The sequence below is a fragment of the Dictyoglomus sp. NZ13-RE01 genome (assembly GCA_002878375.1).
Lineage (GTDB): Bacteria > Dictyoglomota > Dictyoglomia > Dictyoglomales > Dictyoglomaceae > NZ13-RE01.
The window spans coordinates 66,628-88,136 of the sequence record NIRF01000007.1 but is presented as its reverse complement, the minus strand read 5'-3'; the positions used below and the strand labels follow the sequence as shown (position 1 = coordinate 88,136).

The following is a 21,509-nucleotide window of genomic DNA, read 5'->3' as shown; positions in this document are numbered from 1 at the left end:
AATATGGATACTAATTTGATACAGATAATAAGTAACTTGGGATTTCCAATTGTAGTATCTTTGATCTTACTTTTAAGGATAGAGCATAAGTTAGAGGATTTAACAAAGGCTATTCAGGATCTATCCCAAGCTATAATAAGCCTAAAATCTTAGAGGGTTAGGGCAGGAAAGAGTTAAATCCTGCCCTATACTCCTTCTTTAATTAGATCTTCAACTACCACCTCAATGAAGATTTCTGCAAGCTCAGGATCAAACTGCTTTCCCTTTTCCTTTCTAATCTCTTCTACAGCTTCCTCTAAGGAAAGTGCCTTTTTATAAGGTCTTATGGAGGTCATAGCCTGAAAACTATCTGATAGCACGATAATTCTTGATAGAAAAGGTATATTTTCTCCGGAAAGTCCATCAGGGTAACCTTTCCCATCCCATCTTTCATGGTGATGCCTTACAATTTTGGCAATATCTTTAAAGGTGGTAAATTTTTTCAGAAACTCCTCTCCCCATATAGGATGCATCTTCATTATCTCCCACTCTTCAGGTGTAAGCTTTCTTGGAGCTTTTAAAATATCATCTGGCACTTTTATTTTACCCACATCATGCAAATAGCTTGCCATCTCTAATGTTTTTAACTCTTCCCTATCTAATTTTAAAAACTCTCCCATTTTTAGGGAATAATCAGTTACAGCCTTTACATGTCCGCCTGTATAAGGGTCTCTTGCCTCAATAGCCTCAACAAGGATAAGAAGGGCTTCCTTGTTTAGTCTGGAGATTCTTTTTTCCAAGTTTTCCTGCTCCAAGAAGCTTGCTATAAGAGGAGCAATTTTTTCTACAAGTTCAAGGTCCTTCTCGCTAAATTTTCTTTTTTCTTCCAGACTATTTATGTTTAAAACTCCTAAAACTTTACCCTCATGGATTAAAGGATAAACAATGGAAGATTTTATATGAAGTTTAGGCTCAAAAGCCTTAAACCTTGGATCTGAGGAAGTATCTTCTAAGATTAGGGGTTCTTTGTGGAGAGCACACCATCCTGCAATGCCCTCTCCCACATTAAGGACTACATTTTTCACTACTTCCTCTGAAAGCCCAATGCTTGCAGTTATATATAGCTTATTATCCTCAGGAGATAAAGTCATTATGGAGCCAACGTTAGCGGACAATATATTAAGAAGCTTTCTTAATATGTTAGTTAAAATTAATCTTGTATCACGGGTAGAGTAAAAGAGGGAAAATTCATTGATAAGGTTAGAAAGCTCTTCCGCTCTTTTTGTCTCCTCTTTCATTTTAAGAGTATATAATAGATGGCAAAACTCCTGAGATAATATATCTATAACATACTTTTTATCAGTAATTTCTGGCTCTATTATGGTATATCCTAAAAGCTCTTCTCCTATCCTTAAAGGTATTTTTTCTCCCTTAAAACCTTCTAAATTTATTTCTCCATTTACCTTTCTTAATATTTTTATTTTATGGTTTGGAAGTAATTCCCTAAGGTTTTTCGTGTATAAGTCCTCTAATTCAGAAGGATTTGAGATAGATGTGCTTTCATGGAGGAAATTATATATTCTTGCTATATCCTCGTATCTTTCCTTAAGCTCCCTTGTCCTTTGAAATATTATCCTTTTTAGTAATATTCTATTCCCAATAAAAATGGCAATTACAAGGAGAGCAATTAAAAGAATGGTTAAAAGAGTTCCTAATATTTTTTCTCCCTTTTTCAAGGTCTCACCAGTGATAAGTTCCATTCCAAACCATTTCAAACTTAACTTATTTAAAACTCCTCTGTTTCTTAGATTAGATATTCCCTTTTGAAAAAGGGGAAGTAGTGGACTATTTTTTGGTAGGGCAATACCAGAATAGTTTGTAATAAGTTTATCGGGAAGGATCTTCAATTGGTCTTGCAATTCCTTTTTATATATAAACCATTTAGCAAAGTAGTAGTTTACAACTCCTGCAGAAACTTCTCTTTTTAAAACAGAAAGAAGAACTTCTTCCTGCGTATCTTTGGGAACTACATAGGAGAAATTAGCAAGGAAATTATGGGCAACATCCAAGTTTAAAACTGCCACCCTTTTATTTTTTATATCTAAAGAATTTACTATATCGGAATCTATAGGTACTACTATTACGCTAAAGCTTTCCATAATAGGTACAAAATCATATTTCTTTTCCCTTTCCTTTGTTATTCTCATAAACTCAATGCCAGATACCTTACCTTCATCTAAGGATTTTACAGCCTCTTTCCATGGCATAAGACGAATCTCAATAGGTTTTCCTATCTCCTTGCTAAGCTCTCTCATCACATCTACTATAAAGCCTTGGGGATTTCCTTGGGAGTCTAAATATTCTATAGGTGGAAGAGCACGATCACCTGTGATTATAATGGGCTCTTCCCCAAAACTTATTGATAAAAGAAAAAATAATAATATAAGAATTTTAATAATTTTCATAATAATATTCTACCCCATAATGGGGGTAATTTCAAATAGTCCCCTCCCCCACATCCCCTCCAGGTATTATTCAATTGTTTTTTCTACAACTACTGGTGGCTGTAAACTTGATATTTGATTATCGCTATTTGATGGATCTGCTAAGGCAATAGTGCTTAGAATGAGAAGAAGGGATATAATAATAACTACTATAATAGGGAAGGGGAAAGAGAAAAATTTCTGGAAATTATATCAAGATTTTGATATAATATCTTCCTATGGAAAGGAGGTTTTTTGCTATGAAGAGGAAATTATTAATTTTGTTATTGGTAGTAGGGTTGATCTCCTTGGGGTGGGGGGAGGAGAGGACCGCCTTGGCAAGTATACCACCTCTTCAAAGTCTTTCTTCCTATATTACTGGCTCTCTTTGGAAGGTTTCCTCCATACTTCCCTATAATGCAAGTCCACATACCTTTGAACCAACGCCAGAGACCTTTCGTCTTGTAGAAAAGGCAAGGCTAATAGTTATAAATGGTGGAGATGTGGATGCATGGATAAGCAAACTGATAAAGGGCAGTAGCAAAATTGTAAATGTATCCTCTAATATTCCCTTTGAAGATAATAATCCGCATATATGGCTTGATCCTATTCTTGCTAAAAAAATAGCGGAAAATATTTATAAAAAGCTTATTGAAGTGGATGGTAGTAATAAAGCCATTTATGAGAAAAATTTAAAGGTACTATTAAATAAGCTGGATAAATTAGATAAGGAAATAAGAGAAAGGCTTAGTAGATTTAAGAAGAAGGAAGTTATTGTTTATCATCCAGCATGGTATTATTTCTTTAAGAGGTATAATATAAAGACCGTAGGGGTTATTGAGGAAGGGGAAGGTAAGGAGCCATCTCCTAAAAAAATTGTGGAGATCATAAATATCATAAAAAAGAATAACATAAAATATATAATAAGTGAGCCCTTTAATAGATCGCCTGTATTGAATACTATTGCTAAGGAAACAAATGTAAAGATTATAACTTTGGATCCTTTAGGTTTTGGGAAGGACTATTTTGATTTGCTGAGAGAAAACGTAAAGAAATTGGAAAAAATATTTGATGAACAAAATAGTTAATATAGAAAATCTATACTTTAGTTATGGAGATTATTTAGTGCTTGAAAATATTAATTTTTCTATTGAGGAGGGGGATTTCTGGGGGATAATTGGACCCAACGGAGCAGGAAAGACCACCCTTATAAAGATAATCGTAGGTATTCTTAGACCTCAAAAGGGAAAAGTAGAAGTTTTTGGGAAGCCTCCCTGGAAATTAGGAGAGGAGAAGAAGTATATAGGATATATTCCTCAAAGATTGGAAGTAGATAAGTTTTTCCCTATTAAAGTATGGGATGTGGTCTCCTTGGGGAGAAGAGCAGTAAAAGATTGGAAGAATCTTTCCTTAGAGGATAAAGAAAAGATAGAGGAAGCAATTAAAAAAGTAGATATGTGGGATTATAGGGATAAGCTTTTTGGGGAGCTTTCTGGAGGTCAACAGCAAAGGGTATTGGTGGCTAAGGCGATAGCAGGAGAACCAAGATTATTGGTACTGGATGAGCCTACTGTTGGTGTGGATATTTCTTCCCAGGAAAAATTCTACAATATCTTGGAGGATTTGAATAAAAAGGGGTTAACGATAATATTAATATCCCATGATATAGGAGTTATATCAAAGAGAGTAAAAAAGCTTGCCTGCCTAAATAGAAAAATCTTTCTCCATGGATGTCCTTCAGATCTTAAGATACGTCAATCCCTAAAAGAAATATATGGGGAGGATGTATTCTTCCTAACCCACGAGAAGGAAGGTTAGAATATGAATTTCTTAGCCTATGGTTTTATGCAAAGGGCTATCATATCTGGATTATTATTAAGTGTTGTAACTTCAATATTAGGTGCTTATTTAGTCTTTAGAGGGCTAACCTTTATGGGCTCCGGCATAAGCCATTCTGCCTTTGGAGGTATTGCCTTAGGAATACTTTTGGGCATTAATCCTCTTATATCCGCAATTATTTTCTCCCTTTTTGTGGTTTGGCTCATACCTTTTATAAATAGGAAGGTGCCTTTAAAGGGAGATGTACCCATTGGCATATTTTATACATCCTCTATGGCTTTAGGAAGCATCTTCTTAGCTCTTCATAAAGGGTATACGGTGGATCTATTCTCTTACCTTTTTGGAAATATATTAGGAGTAGGATATGACGATATAATTATTACTCTTTTCTTTCTTTTCTTAGTGCTATTATTCTTTTTTAAGAATTATTGGAGGATTGTATATATAATTTTTGATCCAATCTCTGCGGAAGTTTCAGGAATTAATACTTTTGTTTTGGAGGAGATCGTTTTAAGCCTTTCCGCTATTGCTATAGTGCTTGCCAGTAAGCTGATAGGTATAATCCTTATTTCTGCTCTTTTAGTAATTCCTCCTTCTATTGCCATTCCAAGATCAAAAAGCTTTAAGGAAGCAGTTTTTCTTAGCTCAATAATAAGCCTTATAGGCATCTGGGGAGGCTTAATTTCCTCTTTCTATCTAAATCTTCCATCCGGCTCAACTATAATATTAATCCTAACCTTAATATTTTTTATCTCAGTCTATAGGAGGAAGAAGTAGAGGAAGTAGTAAGCTATACTAAACCTCTACCCCTTCATTTTTATCCACATTTTTCTTGTAAATCCAATATCCTTCTCTTTTTTCTGCGCCAAGTTTTTCGAGCTTCTCTTTTAATTCTGATAGATATTTACTAAAGAAGTTTCCTTCATCCCAAAGGATTTTTACTCCGGTGAGCATATCTATATATAAGGGACTTCCTATTTTAACTTCTTCTTCTGTTCTAATAATTGGGGATATATATGTATTTATTCCATATTTTCTAAGATCGTTTATGTAATTTTCTAATGGTTTTTCTATATTTAAGTAAAATTCTTCAACCCTCTTTATTCTACCAGTAGGTGCTTTTTTAAGGATAATTAGAAGATCAATATCCGATTCTGGGGTAGGTAAATTTCTACTACAGGAGCCAAAAACAACAAAAGAGGTTAGATTTTCTTTATAATACTCTTTTGTCTTTTTATAAATTAACTCAATAAGCTCATTAAATTTTTCTCTTATCATATATACATTATAGCATAAAAGAATGTGGTAAAAAGGTTCATTTTAAGGTCAGATAATTTTCCAAAATTGTGATATACTACCTAAAAAGTCTACAAGATAAGAGGTGGTAAAATGAAATTGACCTTTCTGGGAGCAACGGGAGAGGTTACCGGCTCTACATATCTTTTGACCAATGAAAAAAAATATCTTGTTGATTGTGGAATCTTCCAGGGAAAATCAGAGAAAGAAAATGAAGTCCCCTTTCCTTTTGATCCATCCCAGATATCCGCAGTTATATTAACTCATGCACATCTGGATCATTCTGGCAGGATTCCCAAATTAGTAAAGGAAGGATTCAGAGGTAAAATATATGCAACTTTACCTACTATTGAACTTTGTGAAGTTCTATGGTTAGACACAGTAAAATTAATGAAGGAAGAGGTTGAAAGGATAAATAGAAAAAATTTAAGGGCAGGAAAACCCTTAATAGAACCCTTATACACAGAAAAGGAAGTAGAAATGGCAATGACCCTTTTTGAACCTATCCCTTATGATGAAATTATTGATTTAAAGGATATAAAGTTTAGGTTTAGGGATTCTGCCCATATTTTAGGGGCAGGCTCTTTAGAAGTATGGGGCGATAGTACTAAAATAGTATTTTCTGGAGATATAGGGCAGTGGGAAGGAGTAATGGAAGGAACTCCTGCTTTGATAGAACAGGCGGATTATGTGGTCATTGAGTCAACTTATGGAGATAGATTACATAAAAGCTTAGAAGAAACAAGAAAGGAATTTAAAAGCGTAATAGAGCAAGCAATAAAAGAGAATGGAAAAATTCTTATACCATCTTTCGTGGTAGATAGAGCCCAAAGAGTTATCTATGAGCTTATGCTCTTGTCCTTAGAAAATATTATACCTAAGAACTTTCCTATTTTCTTTGATAGTCCTATGGGTAAAAAGGTAACTGATATTTATAAAAAACATACCAATCTTCTTTCTGGAGAAATTCAAAAATATCTTTTAGAAGGTATGGACCCTTTCTCTCTACGCAATTTAAAATATTTGTCCACTCCTGATGAATCAAAAAGCATCAATGATTTAGAAAACGGTATTATCATTGCAGGAAGTGGAATGTGCACTGGGGGAAGAATTCTTCATCATTTAAAGCATAATATATGGAAAGAGAATACTCATATAATATTTGTTGGCTATCAAGCTCAAGGTACCTTAGGAAGGAGTATAGTAGATGGGGCAAAAAGAGTACATATTATGGGGGAAGAACTTGCTGTGAATGCCAAAATCCATACAATAAATGGTTTTTCCGCCCATGCGGATCAGAAAGATCTTTTAAAATGGGCAAGCACCTTTCAATCAAACCCATTATTTATAATAACCCATGGTGAGCCACAAGCATCTACAGCACTTTCTAATCTTTTAAAAGCTAAAGGTTTTGAAACCCTCATTCCTCAACCTACCCAAACCATTGATCTTGCTAAAAGAGAAATTACTCCTCCTAAAGAAATTAAAAAACCTGAAATAGATGAGATATTAAATGAGTTAGAAAATACCTTAATCTCTATGAAAAGTCAGCCTATCTCTCAAAATGAGGAAAACATTAGTTTGCTTAAAGCCTGCTTATTAATATTAAAAAATATAAAGGGAGAAAGAAATGTCTAAAAGAAAATTATTAATAATCTTAAGCCTACTGATTGTTCTTGGACTTTTTAATGTAAAAGCCCAAACCTATGGTATCTATGCTTTAGATATAACTAAGGAACTAAGTAGCGATAAATATTTAGGAAGACAAGCAGGAACCTTAGAAGAGGAAAAACTATTAAACTTCATAAAAAGTGAGCTAATAAAAAATAATATACCTGAGAACTTGATATATTTTCAAAAATTTCCTCTTGATGTTTATCTATTAGAAGAGGAGCCAAAACTTGAAGTAATCTCTCATAATAAAGTAATTCTTAGGGGAATTTATAGAAAGGATTTTAGAGATATTCTAACTGGTACATGGAATATCTCAGGAAAGATAGAGTTTGTAGGCTATGGGTTAAAATTTGAAAATTACAAAAATGTGAAGGATAAAATAGCCATAGCTAAATTAGGTTATGAAAACTCAAAGGATAAGAATCTGGATAGAGTAGATTATAGAACATATTTATCATATTACAACGGTGGTAAAGGTATTATCTTAGTTTTGGATAAAAACAAAGAATTTATCGTTTCTCAAAAAGCCTTATTCCTCAATAATTATCCTATACCTGTAATCTATATAACTTCTAACTTTCAAGAAAAGCTTGAAAAACTTTATAAAGAAGACTCAAATTTAGAGATAAGCTATACGATCAAATATAAGACCCTTAAAAATAACTCTTCAAACATATTTGCTTTAATTAACGGTAAAGAAGATAAATATATAATCCTAAGTGCACATATGGATCACGTAGGAAAGGACTTTGATGGGTCCTTTTTCCCTGGTGCTAATGACAATGCATTATCTGTAGGCGTACTTTTAGAAATAATAAAAATTATTAAGGAAAAAAATATTACTCCTAAGTATAATCTTGTTTTTGCCTTTTTTAATGGAGAAGAGTATGGTCTTAAAGGCTCGAGTTATTATGTTAAAAACCCCATATTCCCTTTGAATAAATTACTGCTCAATATAAACATAGATTGCATTGGAAGAGGCGAATATCTCTACTTAATTTATAATAATTTTGCTGAAAGTTATGTAGAAAAAATGAAGAAGATAGATGAAAACTTAAATCTTTTAGGAGAACATCCATTAATAACACAATCAGATCAGTACAGTTTTTATTCCCTTAAACTACCAGTAATATTTATTACTCGAGCGAGTGGGGATCTTTTTATGCCTGATCTCCATCAGAAAACAGATACTTTTGAAAAAATATCTTACCATGATATAGAAGAAGTGATAGACTTATTAATAAAGTTTATTACAAATAATTAAAGGAGGAGTAGAGAGATGCTAAAAAAAATAAATATTTTTGATGTATTTTTTGTTAGTGTTGTCATATTAGCAATATTGGGCTTTTTTCTTGTTAGCTCTGGAAGATCGCCTATCACAAAGGTAAGAGGAGAAGAAAAAAATATTGAAGTAGATTTTATTATTAGAAATCTCCCATTAGTAGATCATAACTTCCTTGTTCCTGGTGAAAAAGCCTTTATAAGGATAAAAAACCAACCCTTTGCCTGGGTAGTTATTAAGGATGTTAAGATATTTGAAAAGAAAAATGTTATTCCGGATGGCAAAGGTGGATATTTTACCATAGATGATATAAATAATCCATTTAATGTTGACTGCTTAGTAACCTTTACAGCAAAAGGATATCAAACAGAAGATGCTATTGTTTTAGGTACCAAGGTAAAGATAGGAATGCCAATTACCATAGAAAGCTATAAAGCGGATGTTACAGGAGTTATTTCTGCAATCAGGGTGAAATAAGTATGGAAAAGCTTGAAACTTTATGGAGAGAAAGTTTAATTTGCAAATTTCTTGATAAAATAGAAACTAATGTAAAAAGGATATTTCAAAATATAATAGAAGAGTCAAGAATTTTTCCCTGGTTAGACTTTTTATTAGAGCATTACCTTTACATATTCCTATTTTTATTACCTTTTTTAACCAGTGGGAAAATTGCTATTCTTTCCTTTGGGGCTTTTGTTCTATGGGCTCTTATAACCTTTCTCAATCCTAAGGAAAAATTTTTCAAAAATTTAGATACCTTCTCTATTCTCTTGTTTGTCTTTTTAGGAATAAATATTTATGCTACTTTTTCCTCACCGTATTTATTATCCGCCATAAAAGGATTAGCCAAATTTTTAGTGTATTTTGCTCTCTTCTTTATATTTAGAGATGTTTTCAAACATCCTAATAAACAGAAAAATGCCATTATAGCTATTTTATTGTCTACTTTCCTATTAGCCCTTTATTGTGTTTACCAATGGATCATAAAAGTTCCTCCTCTTGCAGGATGGGAAGATCAAGAATATATAGGAGAGAATGTAACAAGAGTTTATGGTACTCTTTTAAACCCAAACCTGCTTGGAGGATACTTAATAGCTGTTTTCCCCTATGTACTTTCTTCTCTTTTTTTCTTTCCATATTTCAAATCATTCATATTAACTACTATAGTCATAACCGCCCTCTCCATTATTTGGACCTATTCGAGAGGCGCCTACTTAGGATTTGTTGCTGAAATTTTAGTAATATTCCTTGGCACTTTCCTATATTTATGGCAGAAAGATAAATCCTTAAGGAAGAGATTAATAATTATTTATTCAATACTTTTGCTTCTTTTCATCATTGGAATATTTACTAATACCTATTTAAGAATGAGAATACTCTCAATGTTTACTATATGGGGGCACACATCTAACGTTACCAGAATAATGATATGGAAAAGTTCTTTTAAAATATTGAAGGACTTTTTCCTAACAGGGATTGGACTTGGTAACGATGTTTTTAGACAGGTTTATGCCTTTTACATGGAACCAAAATATACTGCTCTTGCCTCCTACAATTTATTTTTGGAGTTAGCAATAGAGGGAAGCATATTCTCCTTGATTCTATTCCTAATAATGCTTTATTATCTTTATAAAAAATTTTTTGTTCATTTCTCAGGTTGGAGTTTTGATAGAAAGCTTTTAGGGATAACCGCTATATCCTCTATAACTGCTCCTCTCTTTCATGGTCTTGTGGATACTATATGGTACAGACCATATCCTCAAATAATATTCTGGCTTTCTTGTGCAATACTGATTAATCTTTTTAAAGAGGAAGAAAATCAAAAGGTATTAGCCTTTAACTTGGGAGGATTAGGTGACCAAATATTATTCTTACCTACTTTAGAAAAATTAAAAAAGCATTTTAAAGAGGTAAAAGTAATAACTGAAAAGAGAGGGAAAGAAATTCTCGAAATTTGTGGTTACGAAGTATATGAATTTAATCCTAAAAATAAATTAAGCTTGAAGGAGACCTTAAGGCTTTTAACCAATGTGCGCAAAGAGAAGTTTGATATAACAGTTTCTTCTGGAAAATCTCCATTTATTCCCATTTTTATGTATCTAATCTCAGCAAATATTAGAGTAGGATACAAGGAAAACCCATTAAGCTTTCTATATACAAACAAGGCTTCTTCAATACGAAATGAATATATGGGGAGAGTACATTACAGGCTTGTAAAAGCCTTAGGTATAAAAGAAGAATTTGAACCTCCACAAATAAAGTTAAATAGTGAAATTCTCGAAAAAGGAAAAGAAATATTAGATAGCATTAATTTAAAGCCAAATGAGTTTATCATTATACATCCAGGAATTAGCAATATGAGTATTGTTCGAGGTATTGATAGAAGATGGGAGACAGATAAATGGCGAAAATTAATTGAAAAGTTAGAAGAAAACAATATAGAGTTTATCGTTACTCTCGGTCCTGATGAGGGAGAAACGGAAAAAGAGTTTAGGAATTTTGTAAAGGAAGGAAGGATTATTAAACCTAAAAATTTAGAGGAATTCTTAGCTTTGATTTATTATTCAAAAATACTGGTATGTTTGGATTCTGCACCTTTGCATCTTGGCATAGCTTTAAATAAACCACTAATTGCCCTTTTTGGACCAACAAATCCTAAGGAGATTGTTCCAGAAGGTAATATCAATTTTCAAGTAGTAATGACTAACCTGCCCTGTCAACCGTGTCTCTGGGACAGGCGCAAAAGAGTCTGCGAAACTCTTGATTGTATGAAAGGGATAACTGTTGAGGAAGTATGGAAAAGAATCCTATTCTTTATACAAAAATAGTATCCTTTCAATTATTTTTGTAGTCGAAAAATCTTCATGGAGGGGAATGATAACTACTTCCCCTCCATAACTTTTTACAATTTTAGCTTCTGGTAAGTCCTCTACTCTATAATCTCCACCTTTTACATGTATATGGGGCTTTATATCTCTAATTAATTCTTCAGGGGTGCTCTCATCAAAGATAACAACATAATCCACAACCCCAACTGATGCTATTACTCTTGCTCTGGAATTTTCATCAAGGATTAATTTTTTCTTTCCCTTAATCTTCTCAACAGAACTATCACTATTTACCCCTACAATAAGTACATCTCCTAAAGATTTTGCCTTCTCTAATAACTCAATATGCCCTGGATGTAGTAGCTCAAAACATCCATTTGTAAATACTATTTTTTTCTTTTTTCTCTTTAACTCTTCTACAAGAGAAGTGATCTCTTTTCTTGACTTTATTTTACTTAAAGAATATCCATCCATCTTTTAGCTCCAATTTCTCAGGTAGTATCTGTTTTAACTCTTCTGGGGTTACAACAGCTGTTCCTAATTTTCTTACTGTTATACTGGCGGAAAGATTTGAGAGAATAGAAGCCTCCAATAGATTTGCACCTCCAGATAAGGCAAGAGCTAAAGTAGCAACTACAGTATCACCTGCGCCAGTTACATCCCTAACCTGAGAGGCTAAGGCAGGTATGAAAACCTGACTTTCAGCTTGATAGAGAAACATTCCCTTTTCACCACGAGTTATAAGTACACCATCCCCTTTAACAATATCAAATAACTTCTCCGCTATCTCTTTTATATTAAAGTTTTCATCAGAATTTGTTGCAATTTGAGCCTCTTTCTCATTAGGAGTAATTAGGGTTGCTCCTAAATATTTTGAGTAATCCCTACCCTTAGGGTCTACAATTATAAACTTGCCTTCTTTTTTAGCTAAACGGATAATCTTTTGGGTTAAGTTAAAAGTTAAAACTCCTTTAAGATAATCTGATATAACTATACCATCTAAATTCTTTATTTTATTTTCAAGGGAATTTATTATCTTTTCTTCTATTTCCTGAGATATACTCTCTTTTTTTTCTCTGTCCACCCTAACTACCTGCTGATTTAAAGCTATAATTCTTGTTTTAGTAGTCGTAGGTCTATTTTCATCAATGATCAATTCCTCCATAATCTTTCTTTCTCTTAAAAGGTTTAAGATCTTTTTGCCTCCTTCATCATTTCCTATAACTCCAAATAAAATTACCTCTCCTCCTAAGGACTTTATGTTGTTTGCTACATTTCCAGCCCCGCCTAAAACTGAAAATTCCTGCTCCATCTCTACAATAGGAACGGGAGCTTCTGGAGAAATTCTTGTTACTTTTCCCATTATATACTCGTCAAGCATTATATCCCCAATAACCCCTATTCTCTTTCCATGCCAATGCCCAATAATATCCAAAAATCTACTCTTATTCATTATTTTCCTCCTCTTCCTTCATAATCCAATTGGCTGCATCCAATAAATCATTAGCAAAATAGTCAGGTAAAATACTTGAATCTTTACCTAAGAAAATAGTTTTACAACCAGCCTTTTTCCCAGCTAATACATCCGTCTCCTTATCGCCAATCATATACGACCTTGATAAATCTATATTCCAATCCTCTTGGGCTTGCATAAACATACCAATATTTGGCTTTCTACAATCACCTTCTAAATTTGGACAGTAATAAAAATCATCTATATAGACTCCTTCTTTAGCTAAAGCTAAATATAAGTGATTATTGAAATTTTCTACATCCCAATTAGTATAGTATCCCCTCTCAACTCCTGATTGGTTACTAACTACTATGAGAAGAAATTTTTTCTGAAGTATTTTTAAACCTTCCACAACATTAGGTAAAATTTTTAAATCCTCAACCTTATACGTATATCCCTTATCCTCGTTTAATGTTCCATCTCTATCAAGAAAAATGGCTTTTTTCTTATTTGGGAATAACTCCTCCTCTACAATATCACATAAGAGATGCCCTATTGTTATATGTAACTCCTGAATATGAGGTGTAATATGAAAAGGTATTGTTATGCTAATATCTGCTAATTTGGAGATCTCTCCCCCATCCTTACCAGAAAAGGCAATTGTGAAAGCCCCTAAACTTTTCGCCTTTTCCAATCCCCTTACTACATTTTTAGAACTTCCTGATGTACTTATACCAATTACTACATCTCCTTCCTCAACCCAAGCCTCTAATTGCCTTTCAAAAACAAAATCAAAACCATAATCATTAGAAATGGCAGTAACTATTGAGGAGTTTGTAGTTAGAGCAATGGCGGGAAGAGACCTTCTTTCCTTTAAAAACCTACCTACCAATTCTCCTGCAATATGTTGGGCATCTGCTGCACTTCCACCATTGCCAAACAAAACAACTTTTTTCCCCTTTTTATAAGCTTCTACAATGGCTTTTGCAGAGCGTCTGATATCCTCCTTAAGCTCAATTTCAACCAGCTCTAAAGTTCTTTTATGTAATCTCAATCTTTTATCAATAATTCCCATAAACCACCTCAACATTAGTAATCTAAAACAAATTATATCAAAATTAAAAGTCTAACAAAAATTTAATTATTTTTTAAAAGCTATTTAAAAATAATCTGTTAGAATCTAAAATGAAAATAAAAATTTAAAAGGAGGGTTTATATGAGACCAAAAATTAAAAAAGTTTCTATTATCCTCTTCCTATTAAGTTCTCTCCTAATTTTTTCAACCCTTGCCCAAGTTTCTCTTACAGGTGCAGGAGCAACATTCCCATACCCACTATACTCCAGGTGGTTCTATGAATATGAGCAAGAAACAAAGATTAAGATAAACTATCAAGCCATAGGAAGTGGTGCAGGGATCCAACAAATCAAAGCAGGAACAGTAGATTTTGGAGCATCAGATTCTCCCCTAACAGGTGAAGAACAGAAACAATCAGGATTAATTATGATTCCAACAGTAGCAGGCAGTATTGTGATGATATACAATTTACCAGGTGTTGGAAAAGGGCTAAAATTATCAAGAGAGATTATTGCGGACATATATTTAGGAAAAATTAAAAGATGGACTGATCCCAAGATCACTATACTAAATAAAGACATAAAAATACCTGATCTTCCAATAACAGTTGTAAGAAGATCCGATGGAAGCGGTACTACTCATATTTTTACAGCCTTCCTTTCAGCAGTGAGTAGCGAATGGAAAGAAAAGGTTGGTGCAGGAACTTCTGTAAATTGGCCTATTGGAATAGGTGGTAAGGGTAATGCTGGTGTTGCAGGGACTGTACAAAATACACCTGGTGCCATTGGGTATGTAGAACTTGCCTATGCAGAACAAAACAATATTCCTTACGCACAGATAAGGAATAAATTAGGAAATTTTGTATTTCCTAATAAAGAAACAGTACAGTCCGCTCTGAGTTTATACCAAGTTCCAAACGATTTCTATGTATTTACAGTTGACGCTCCAGGAAGAAATAGTTATCCTATAGTAGGATATACCTTCTTATTGATAAGAAAGGAACAAAAAGACTTAGAGAAGGCAAAAGCATTAATCAGTTTTATAAAGTGGGCATATGCTAAGGGAGATAAGTATGCAGAAGAGTTACTATATGTTCCATTGCCTGAAAAGGTTAAAAATCTCGCATTGAGAAGATTAAAAGAAATAACATATATGGGTAAGCCAGTTGAATAAATTTTATGAGAAATACAGGGGAGAAAATATTTAAAAATTTAACAATACTTTCAAGCCTTGTTATAACAATAATAACAATAGCAATTTTCATTTACCTAATAATAGGTGCCCTTCCAAGCATTAAAAAATTTGGATTAAAATTCTTGTGGAACACTATATGGGATCCTGTGACAGAGCAGTTTTCTGCTCTGCCAGCTATTTATGGTACCATTATCACATCCCTTTTAGCTCTTATTATAGGACTTCCCATAAGTTTAGGGATTGCAATTTTTCTTACGGAAATCTGTCCATTTAGAATAAGAAGCACCTTATCATTTATTATTGAACTATTAGGGGCAATTCCCAGTGTAATTTATGGAATGTGGGGACTTTTTACATTATCACCCATTATGCAATTTAAGGTAGGTCCATTCTTAAATAAATATTTAGGTTTTATTCCTCTATTTAGTGGTTATAGTATAGGAGTAGGATATCTAACTGCTGGCATTGTGCTTTCAATAATGATTATACCGATAATTTCTTCTATATCCAGAGAAATTCTCTCTTTAGTACCTAAGGAGCAAAAAGAAGGTGCTTTAGCCTTAGGGATGACAAAGTGGGAAATGATTAGGAAAGTAGAAATTGGCAATGCAAAATCAGGAATAATTGCAAGTGCTATATTAGGATTAAGTAGAGCTCTTGGTGAAACAATGGCTGTAACTATGGTTATTGGAAATTCTTACCAATTATCAATATCCCTTTTCAGTCCTGGAGCAACCATTGCCAGCACCATAGCAAATGAATTTGCAGAAGCCTTTGGCAAACTCCATCTCTCATCACTCATTGAGCTGGCATTAATACTATTCTTAATAACCTTTTTTACTATTGCAATATCAAGATATGTAATTATAAAAAGGTTTGAAGGTCTATGAGCTATAGAAAAAGAAAAATTATTAACAATTTAATGTTATTCTTATCGACTTTATCCTTTTTTGTTGGTGCCCTATTCCTTTTTTGGATTTTAGGAGATATTTTTATTAAGGGTATATCAAAATTAAATTTAAGGTTAATTATTGATCTTCCAAAACCTCCAGGAGTTCCTGGTGGTGGAGTAGCAAATGCTATAATAGGAACAATGCTACTAAGTTTAATAGCAAGTATAATTGGAATACCTATTGGAATTTTGAGTGGTATATATATTGCAGAGTATGGGAATAATAGATTTGCATGGTGGACGAGATATATATCAGAAGTTTTAAGTAGCATTCCTACAATTATTATAGGCATTTTTATCTATATAGTTATAGTTGTTCCTATGAAAAGATTTTCTGCTATTGCAGGTGGAGTAGCCTTAGGTATAATTATGATACCAACAATTGTAAAAGCGACAGAAGAATCTTTAAAAATGATTCCAAATACTGTAAGGGAGGCTGGTTATGCCTTAGGTGCCCCTAAATGGAGAGTAATAATTAAAGTTGTACTTCCCAGTGCAAGCTCTGGAATAATAACAGGAATTATGAGTTCCTTAGCAAGAATAATGGGGGAGACTGCCCCATTACTATTTACATCCCTAAATAATAATTTTCTCAGCCTAAGATTAGACCAACCTATAGCAAGTTTGACGGTAACAATATTTAATTATGCAACTTCTCCTTATAAGGAGTGGAAAGATATTGCATGGGCATCGTCTTTCCTTTTAGCCATGATTATTCTCCTACTAAACATATTATCGAGATACTATGGTAAAAGAAGATATCACCAGTAGGGAGGATATAAACTTGGAAAAATTAAGAACTGAAAATTTAAATGCCTGGTTTGGTTCCTTACAAGTATTAAAAAATATCAATATATCAATAAAAGCTAATCTTGTAACTGCTATTATTGGTCCTTCTGGATGTGGAAAAACCACCTTACTTAGATGCTTTAATAGATTACATGAGCTAACTCCAGGTACAAGGATAGAAGGTAAAATTTATATTGATAATCTAAATATTTACGATCCTGACATTGACCCAGTGATTATTAGAAGAAGAATTGGAATGGTATTTCAAAGACCAAACCTTTTTACTAACATGAATATCTATGAGAATGTTATATCAGGATATATTCTTAATAATAAAAAGGTACCTAAAGGGAAATTAGATGAAATAGTAGAGAGAAGTCTTAGATTAGCTGGAATATGGGATGAAATAAAGGATAGACTAAGGTCTTATCCGTCAGAACTTTCAGGGGGGCAACAACAAAGGGTTTGTATTGCAAGAGCTCTTGCGGTAGAGCCAGAAGTTTTGCTCATGGATGAACCAACCTCCGCTTTAGATCCTATTTCCACTTACAAAATTGAGGACACAATAAGAGAACTTAAAAAACATGTAACTATAGTAATTGTTACCCATAACATGCAGCAGGCAGGAAGAGTATCTGATGAAACCATATTCATGTATATGGGAGAAGTTATAGAGATGGGCAAAACTCCTGATATATTCACAAGACCTAAAAAGAAACTAACAGAAGATTATATAACAGGTAGATTTGGATAGATTAATTATGTAACTCTTTCAATTCTCCTGTTTCCATGTAATATATTCTCTCTGCTACATTTGTAACATGGTCTGCAATTCTTTCCAAATATCTTGCAATCATTAATAGCTTAATAGCTTGGGGTGCAGTTTCAGGGGCACTTTCTATTTCTTCAACAATTTCATCAAAGATCTTCCAATAGGTACTATCAATCTCTTTATCTTCATCTACAACCTCTATTATAAAGTCAACATCTCTATTAACGAATGCTAATAAAGAATCATTTATTATTTTCTTCACAAGCTCAAACATTTTTATAAGATTTGGATTGATAATTAAAGTGGGATATCCTATGAGATCTAATGTAAATTTGGCAATATCTACACAATAATCTCCCATTCTTTCTATATCACTTATTATCTTCATGGTAGCTGCAATTACTCTTAAGTCTTGTGCCATGGGTTGCTGTAAAGCAAGTAATTTTAGGCATCTATCTTCAATATCCCAATTAAGTTTATCCACTAAATCATCCCTTTCAATAACTTCTTCTGCTAATTTTCTATCCTTTTTCGTTAAAGCTTCTAAACTGTCACATAACATGCTCTCTACAATCTTACCCATTTCTTGTAGGTCATGTTCTAAACTTCTTAGTTCCTCTGTAAAACCTTGTCTCACTTTAACCCAGGACCTCCTCTATTTTTTGTTTATAAACCGACAAAAACTTATCAAGTATGAGAATAGCGGATTGTTTATTCCTTACAATTTTCCTCTTTTCTCTTCTTACATTCCCCTCAATTAAAAGCTTTTCCGCTTCCATTGTAGTAAATCTCTCATCCACATAATACACAGGTATAGAGAATAATTTATTCAGTTTTTCACCGAGTTTTTTAATCTTTATAGTTTTCTCGTTTTCTTCCCCTTTTAATGAGATGGGAAGTCCAAGTACGATTCCTTTAATCTCATATTCATTAATAATATTCTCTATTTTATTCAAAAAATCCTTTTCACCATTAATCTCGAGTACCCCTAAGCCTTGAGGAATCACCCCTAAAGGATCAGATATTGCAAGACCAATATATTTTTCTCCCCAATCAATAGCAAGCCATCTACCCATTAATTTTCCTTACCCATTCCCTTACTGTATTTTCAATAATTTCCCAGCTATTTATCTTCAATGTTACCTGTGCCAGAGTATCTTTCCCTCCACCTTTTCCTTCTAATTTTGCATTGATATAAGAGGCAATGTCCTTAGCTAAGATACCCTTTTTGGTTAGGGATGGAGATACCATAATGGTCATCAATATTTTATCTTCCTGTTCCAAACCTAATAGAATTAAACTGTCCGGCTTTCTGCTTTTTATAAGGTCTCCAAGCTTTCTTAATCCCTCTTGGGATTTTGTTTCCACCTTACTTATAAATATGTTTATGCCATTTTCATTGATAGCATTCTTCAGTATATTCTCCAGCTCTTTCTCTAATAATTTGCTCTCCAATTCATTTATAATATTCTCCTTCTCTTTTATTTGGCTCTGTAGTTTCAACCATTTTTGTGATAAATCTTTTATATCATTTGCATTAGTAATCTTCATAATTTCAGCTATATCCCTACTTAAATTATTTACATACTCCCATGCTTTCATACCACATACTGCAAAAATTCTCCTTATTCCACTTCCTATTCCTTCTTCCTTTGTAATCAAAAACAATCCTATATCTCCCGTTCTATTTACATGGGTACCGCCACAAAGCTCCATACTAACTGAATCTATCTTTATAACCCTCACATCCCTTTGGTATTTCTCAGTAAATAGGGCAATGGCACCCATATCCCTTGCCTTATCAATTGTTGTAACAAACTTCTCTACCAAGTGATTCTCCAAAATACTTTCATTTACTAATCTTTCCACTTCCCTTAATTCTTCATCGGTAAGTGGTTTGTAATGGGTAAAATCAAATCTAAGAAAATCTGGAGATACTAAGGAACCAGCTTGGGATACATGCTCTCCTAAAACTCTTCTCAAGGCGGAATGTAATAAATGTGTAGCGGTATGATGCCTCTGAGTTGCAAATCTAAGTTCTTTATCAACCTCCGCCTTTACTTTAACCTGCTCTTTTACTCTACCCCTGACAACCTTCCCTTTATGAACAAATTTTTCACCAAGTTTTTGAACATCCTCTACAATTATCTCAAACTCATCGTTATATACCTTCCCTTTATCAGATACTTGTCCACCACTCTCTGCATAGAAGGGTGTTTTATCCAAAATAAAAGAGATGTCTTCTCCTTCAACTATTTCCTTTCCATGTTTCCCATCTAAAAAGAATAAGATGTTAGCTTCCGTCTCTAAGGTATCATATCCCACAAATATGGTGGAGGGCATTTCTTTTAGAGTACGTAACTCTTCATCGCTTAATTTAATCCATTCACTCTCTAATTTTTCCTCCATTGATATTCTTGCTCTCTTTCTTTGCTCTTCCATAGCCTTGTTGAAGCCATCAACATCTACTTCCCAGCCTCTCTCGTTTGCTATCTCTATGGTCAATTCAAGAGGAAAACCGTAAGTATCATATAATTTAAACACAAAATCCCCATCAAGCTTTTTTATCCCCTTTTTAGCTAAAGAATCTAATAGATATAGTCCCTGCTCCAAAGTTTTTAAAAATTGTTCTTCCTCTCTTTTCAGAACCTGCATCACATAATCTTTCTTTGTGTGAAGTTCCTTATAAAAATCTCCCATAACGTCCACTACAACAGGGACCAGCTTATACAAGAAGGGCTCCTCAACTCCTTTTTCAAAGCCTCTTCTTTCTGCCCTTCTTATCAATCTTCTTAAAACATATCCTCTTCCCTCATTAGTAGGTACTACTCCATCACACATTAAAAAGGTAATCCCTCTAATATGATCCGCAATTATCCTTTCAGTAGCTGGATCTAACTCATTTAATATTTCTCTTGTTTTTTCAATAATAGGGACAAATAAATCAGTTTCAAAAACATTACCTACCTTTTCAACTACTGTTGTAATTCTTTCTAAGCCCATTCCTGTATCGATGTTTTTTTGAGGAAGAGGAGACATTTTTCCTTCTTCATCCATGTAATATGTCATAAAAACAAGATTCCAAATTTCCATAAATCGGTCACATGGATCTCCTGGCTTACAATTCTCCTCCTCTTTATTTTTAGGACCAAAATCATAATAGATCTCAGAACATGGACCGCAAGGTCCTGTTGGACCTGGAGGTCCCCAGAAGTTATCTTCTTTCCCTAACCTAACAATTCTTTCCTTAGGAATACCCATAGTTTTGTTCCATATTTCAAAAGCCTCATCATCCTCTTCATAAACAGAGATCCAAAGAAGATCCTTAGGAAGTCCAAGCTCCTTTGTCAAAAACTCAAAAGCAAAAGCAATAGCTTCCTTTTTGAAATAATCTCCAAGAGAGAAATTCCCAAGCATCTCAAGGAAAGTTAAGTGCCTTGGAGTTAAACCTACCCTCTCTATGTCTGTAGTTCTAAAGCATTTCTGAACAGTAGTAATTCTTCTTGCAGGTGGAGTCCCTTGACCAAGAAAATAAGGTTTAAAAGGGACCATTCCTGCAGTAGTGAAAAGGAGTGTAGGGTCGTCTGCAGGAACTAAGGAAGCACTTGGTAGATGTAAATGCCCATTTCTTACAAAATAATTAATGAATTTTTCTCTTATTTCTTTGCTTTGCATATCCTTTACTCTCACCCATTTGCTAAAGATTTTATTATTAAAAAATCCCCGCTGTGCCGTGGCACTACAGTCCTTTGCGCCCTCTTCCTAATACTTTTTGAGCCTCCCCACCTTGGTTATGTAGCTCCTTTTGAGCTGCAATCCCAAGATGGGATCTGGCTCAAATTAGAAAAGGTGTTGAGCCAAGGACACGTTCGCACCACGCACACAGCAGGGCA

General features: G+C 33.6%; 20 protein-coding genes. 12 read left to right on the top strand and 8 right to left on the bottom strand.

Translation table 11 applies throughout. From position 1 onward, the window contains the following. The first annotated feature begins 3 nt into the window (after positions 1–3). A complete protein-coding gene (locus tag CBR30_06290) occupies positions 4–153 on the top strand; it encodes a YvrJ family protein (protein ID PMQ01431.1) in 150 nt (49 codons plus the stop codon). A 32-nt stretch (positions 154–185) separates the two neighbouring features. On the opposite strand, the gene CBR30_06285 is transcribed toward CBR30_06290, so the two are convergent. Continuing rightward, positions 186–2,447 carry a diguanylate cyclase gene (locus CBR30_06285; GenBank protein PMQ01430.1) on the bottom strand — a complete coding sequence of 754 codons (2,262 nt, stop codon included), beginning with the start codon at positions 2,445–2,447 and terminating at the stop codon, positions 186–188. 275 nt (positions 2,448–2,722) lie between these two features. On the opposite strand from CBR30_06285, the gene CBR30_06280 reads away from it, so the two are divergent. From CBR30_06280 to CBR30_06270, 3 genes are read left to right on the top strand one after another with little or no spacing between them, the layout of a single operon-like run. After that, positions 2,723–3,550, top strand: a complete 828-nt coding sequence (locus tag CBR30_06280) for an ABC transporter substrate-binding protein (GenBank protein PMQ01429.1) — start codon at positions 2,723–2,725, stop codon at positions 3,548–3,550. Continuing rightward, positions 3,534–4,280: a zinc ABC transporter ATP-binding protein gene (locus CBR30_06275; GenBank protein ID PMQ01428.1), complete on the top strand. Its 747-nt coding sequence runs from the start codon at positions 3,534–3,536 to the stop codon at positions 4,278–4,280. Before CBR30_06280 ends, CBR30_06275 begins: the two co-directional genes overlap by 17 nt. A 3-nt stretch (positions 4,281–4,283) precedes the next feature. Beyond that, positions 4,284–5,078 carry a manganese ABC transporter permease gene (locus CBR30_06270; GenBank protein ID PMQ01427.1) on the top strand — a complete coding sequence of 265 codons (795 nt, stop codon included), beginning with the start codon at positions 4,284–4,286 and terminating at the stop codon, positions 5,076–5,078. Positions 5,079–5,096: 18 nt separating this feature from the next. On the opposite strand, the gene CBR30_06265 is transcribed toward CBR30_06270, so the two are convergent. Continuing rightward, entirely contained in the window at positions 5,097–5,579 is a 483-nt protein-coding gene (locus tag CBR30_06265; protein PMQ01426.1) for a hypothetical protein, read from the bottom strand. A gap of 111 nt (positions 5,580–5,690) precedes the next feature. Here CBR30_06265 and CBR30_06260 point away from each other — a divergent pair, with 111 nt between their 5' ends. From CBR30_06260 to CBR30_06245, 4 genes are read left to right on the top strand one after another with little or no spacing between them, the layout of a single operon-like run. Next, positions 5,691–7,235 carry an MBL fold hydrolase gene (locus CBR30_06260; GenBank protein ID PMQ01425.1) on the top strand — a complete coding sequence of 515 codons (1,545 nt, stop codon included), beginning with the start codon at positions 5,691–5,693 and terminating at the stop codon, positions 7,233–7,235. Then, complete coding sequence (locus CBR30_06255; protein ID PMQ01424.1) at positions 7,228–8,535, top strand: hypothetical protein; 1,308 nt, start codon at positions 7,228–7,230, stop codon at positions 8,533–8,535. The genes CBR30_06260 and CBR30_06255 overlap by 8 nt, the downstream gene beginning before the upstream one ends. A gap of 15 nt (positions 8,536–8,550) precedes the next feature. Then, positions 8,551–9,030, top strand: coding sequence for a hypothetical protein (locus CBR30_06250; GenBank protein PMQ01423.1), 480 nt, complete (start codon positions 8,551–8,553; stop codon positions 9,028–9,030). A gap of 2 nt (positions 9,031–9,032) precedes the next feature. Further along, positions 9,033–11,381, top strand: a complete 2,349-nt coding sequence (locus CBR30_06245; GenBank protein ID PMQ01422.1) for a heptosyltransferase — start codon at positions 9,033–9,035, stop codon at positions 11,379–11,381. Here CBR30_06245 and rfaE2 read toward each other — a convergent pair. From rfaE2 to CBR30_06230, 3 genes are read right to left on the bottom strand one after another with little or no spacing between them, the layout of a single operon-like run. Then, on the bottom strand, positions 11,361–11,855 hold the full coding sequence (gene rfaE2 / locus CBR30_06240) for a D-glycero-beta-D-manno-heptose 1-phosphate adenylyltransferase (GenBank protein ID PMQ01421.1): 495 nt from the start codon (positions 11,853–11,855) through the stop codon (positions 11,361–11,363). The two genes, CBR30_06245 and rfaE2, sit on opposite strands and share 21 nt — an antisense overlap. Further along, positions 11,833–12,834 (bottom strand): D-glycero-beta-D-manno-heptose-7-phosphate kinase, encoded by a 1,002-nt coding sequence (gene rfaE1, locus CBR30_06235; protein PMQ01420.1) that lies wholly within the window; start codon positions 12,832–12,834, stop codon positions 11,833–11,835. The genes rfaE2 and rfaE1 overlap by 23 nt, the downstream gene beginning before the upstream one ends. Next, on the bottom strand, positions 12,827–13,909 hold the full coding sequence (locus CBR30_06230) for a phosphoheptose isomerase (GenBank protein ID PMQ01419.1): 1,083 nt from the start codon (positions 13,907–13,909) through the stop codon (positions 12,827–12,829). The genes rfaE1 and CBR30_06230 overlap by 8 nt, the downstream gene beginning before the upstream one ends. 141 nt (positions 13,910–14,050) lie before the next feature. On the opposite strand from CBR30_06230, the gene pstS reads away from it, so the two are divergent. Genes pstS through pstB form a run of 4 tightly spaced genes read left to right on the top strand, consistent with a single transcriptional unit; the run spans position 14,051 to position 17,598 of the window. Continuing rightward, positions 14,051–15,082, top strand: coding sequence for a phosphate ABC transporter substrate-binding protein PstS (gene pstS, locus CBR30_06225; GenBank protein PMQ01418.1), 1,032 nt, complete (start codon positions 14,051–14,053; stop codon positions 15,080–15,082). A 5-nt stretch (positions 15,083–15,087) separates the two neighbouring features. Then, a complete protein-coding gene (pstC, locus tag CBR30_06220) occupies positions 15,088–15,993 on the top strand; it encodes a phosphate ABC transporter permease subunit PstC (protein ID PMQ01417.1) in 906 nt (301 codons plus the stop codon). After that, positions 15,990–16,826: a phosphate ABC transporter, permease protein PstA gene (gene pstA, locus CBR30_06215; GenBank protein PMQ01416.1), complete on the top strand. Its 837-nt coding sequence runs from the start codon at positions 15,990–15,992 to the stop codon at positions 16,824–16,826. The genes pstC and pstA overlap by 4 nt, the downstream gene beginning before the upstream one ends. Before the next feature lie 13 nt (positions 16,827–16,839). Continuing rightward, entirely contained in the window at positions 16,840–17,598 is a 759-nt protein-coding gene (gene pstB, locus CBR30_06210; protein PMQ01415.1) for a phosphate ABC transporter ATP-binding protein, read from the top strand. Position 17,599: 1 nt separating this feature from the next. On the opposite strand, the gene phoU is transcribed toward pstB, so the two are convergent. From phoU to CBR30_06195, 3 genes are read right to left on the bottom strand one after another with little or no spacing between them, the layout of a single operon-like run. After that, a complete protein-coding gene (gene phoU, locus CBR30_06205; GenBank protein ID PMQ01446.1) occupies positions 17,600–18,199 on the bottom strand; it encodes a phosphate transport system regulatory protein PhoU in 600 nt (199 codons plus the stop codon). 55 nt (positions 18,200–18,254) lie between these two features. Next, positions 18,255–18,692: a Holliday junction resolvase RuvX gene (locus tag CBR30_06200; GenBank protein ID PMQ01414.1), complete on the bottom strand. Its 438-nt coding sequence runs from the start codon at positions 18,690–18,692 to the stop codon at positions 18,255–18,257. After that, positions 18,685–21,291: an alanine--tRNA ligase gene (locus tag CBR30_06195; protein PMQ01445.1), complete on the bottom strand. Its 2,607-nt coding sequence runs from the start codon at positions 21,289–21,291 to the stop codon at positions 18,685–18,687. The genes CBR30_06200 and CBR30_06195 overlap by 8 nt, the downstream gene beginning before the upstream one ends. Positions 21,292–21,509: the final 218 nt, after the last annotated feature.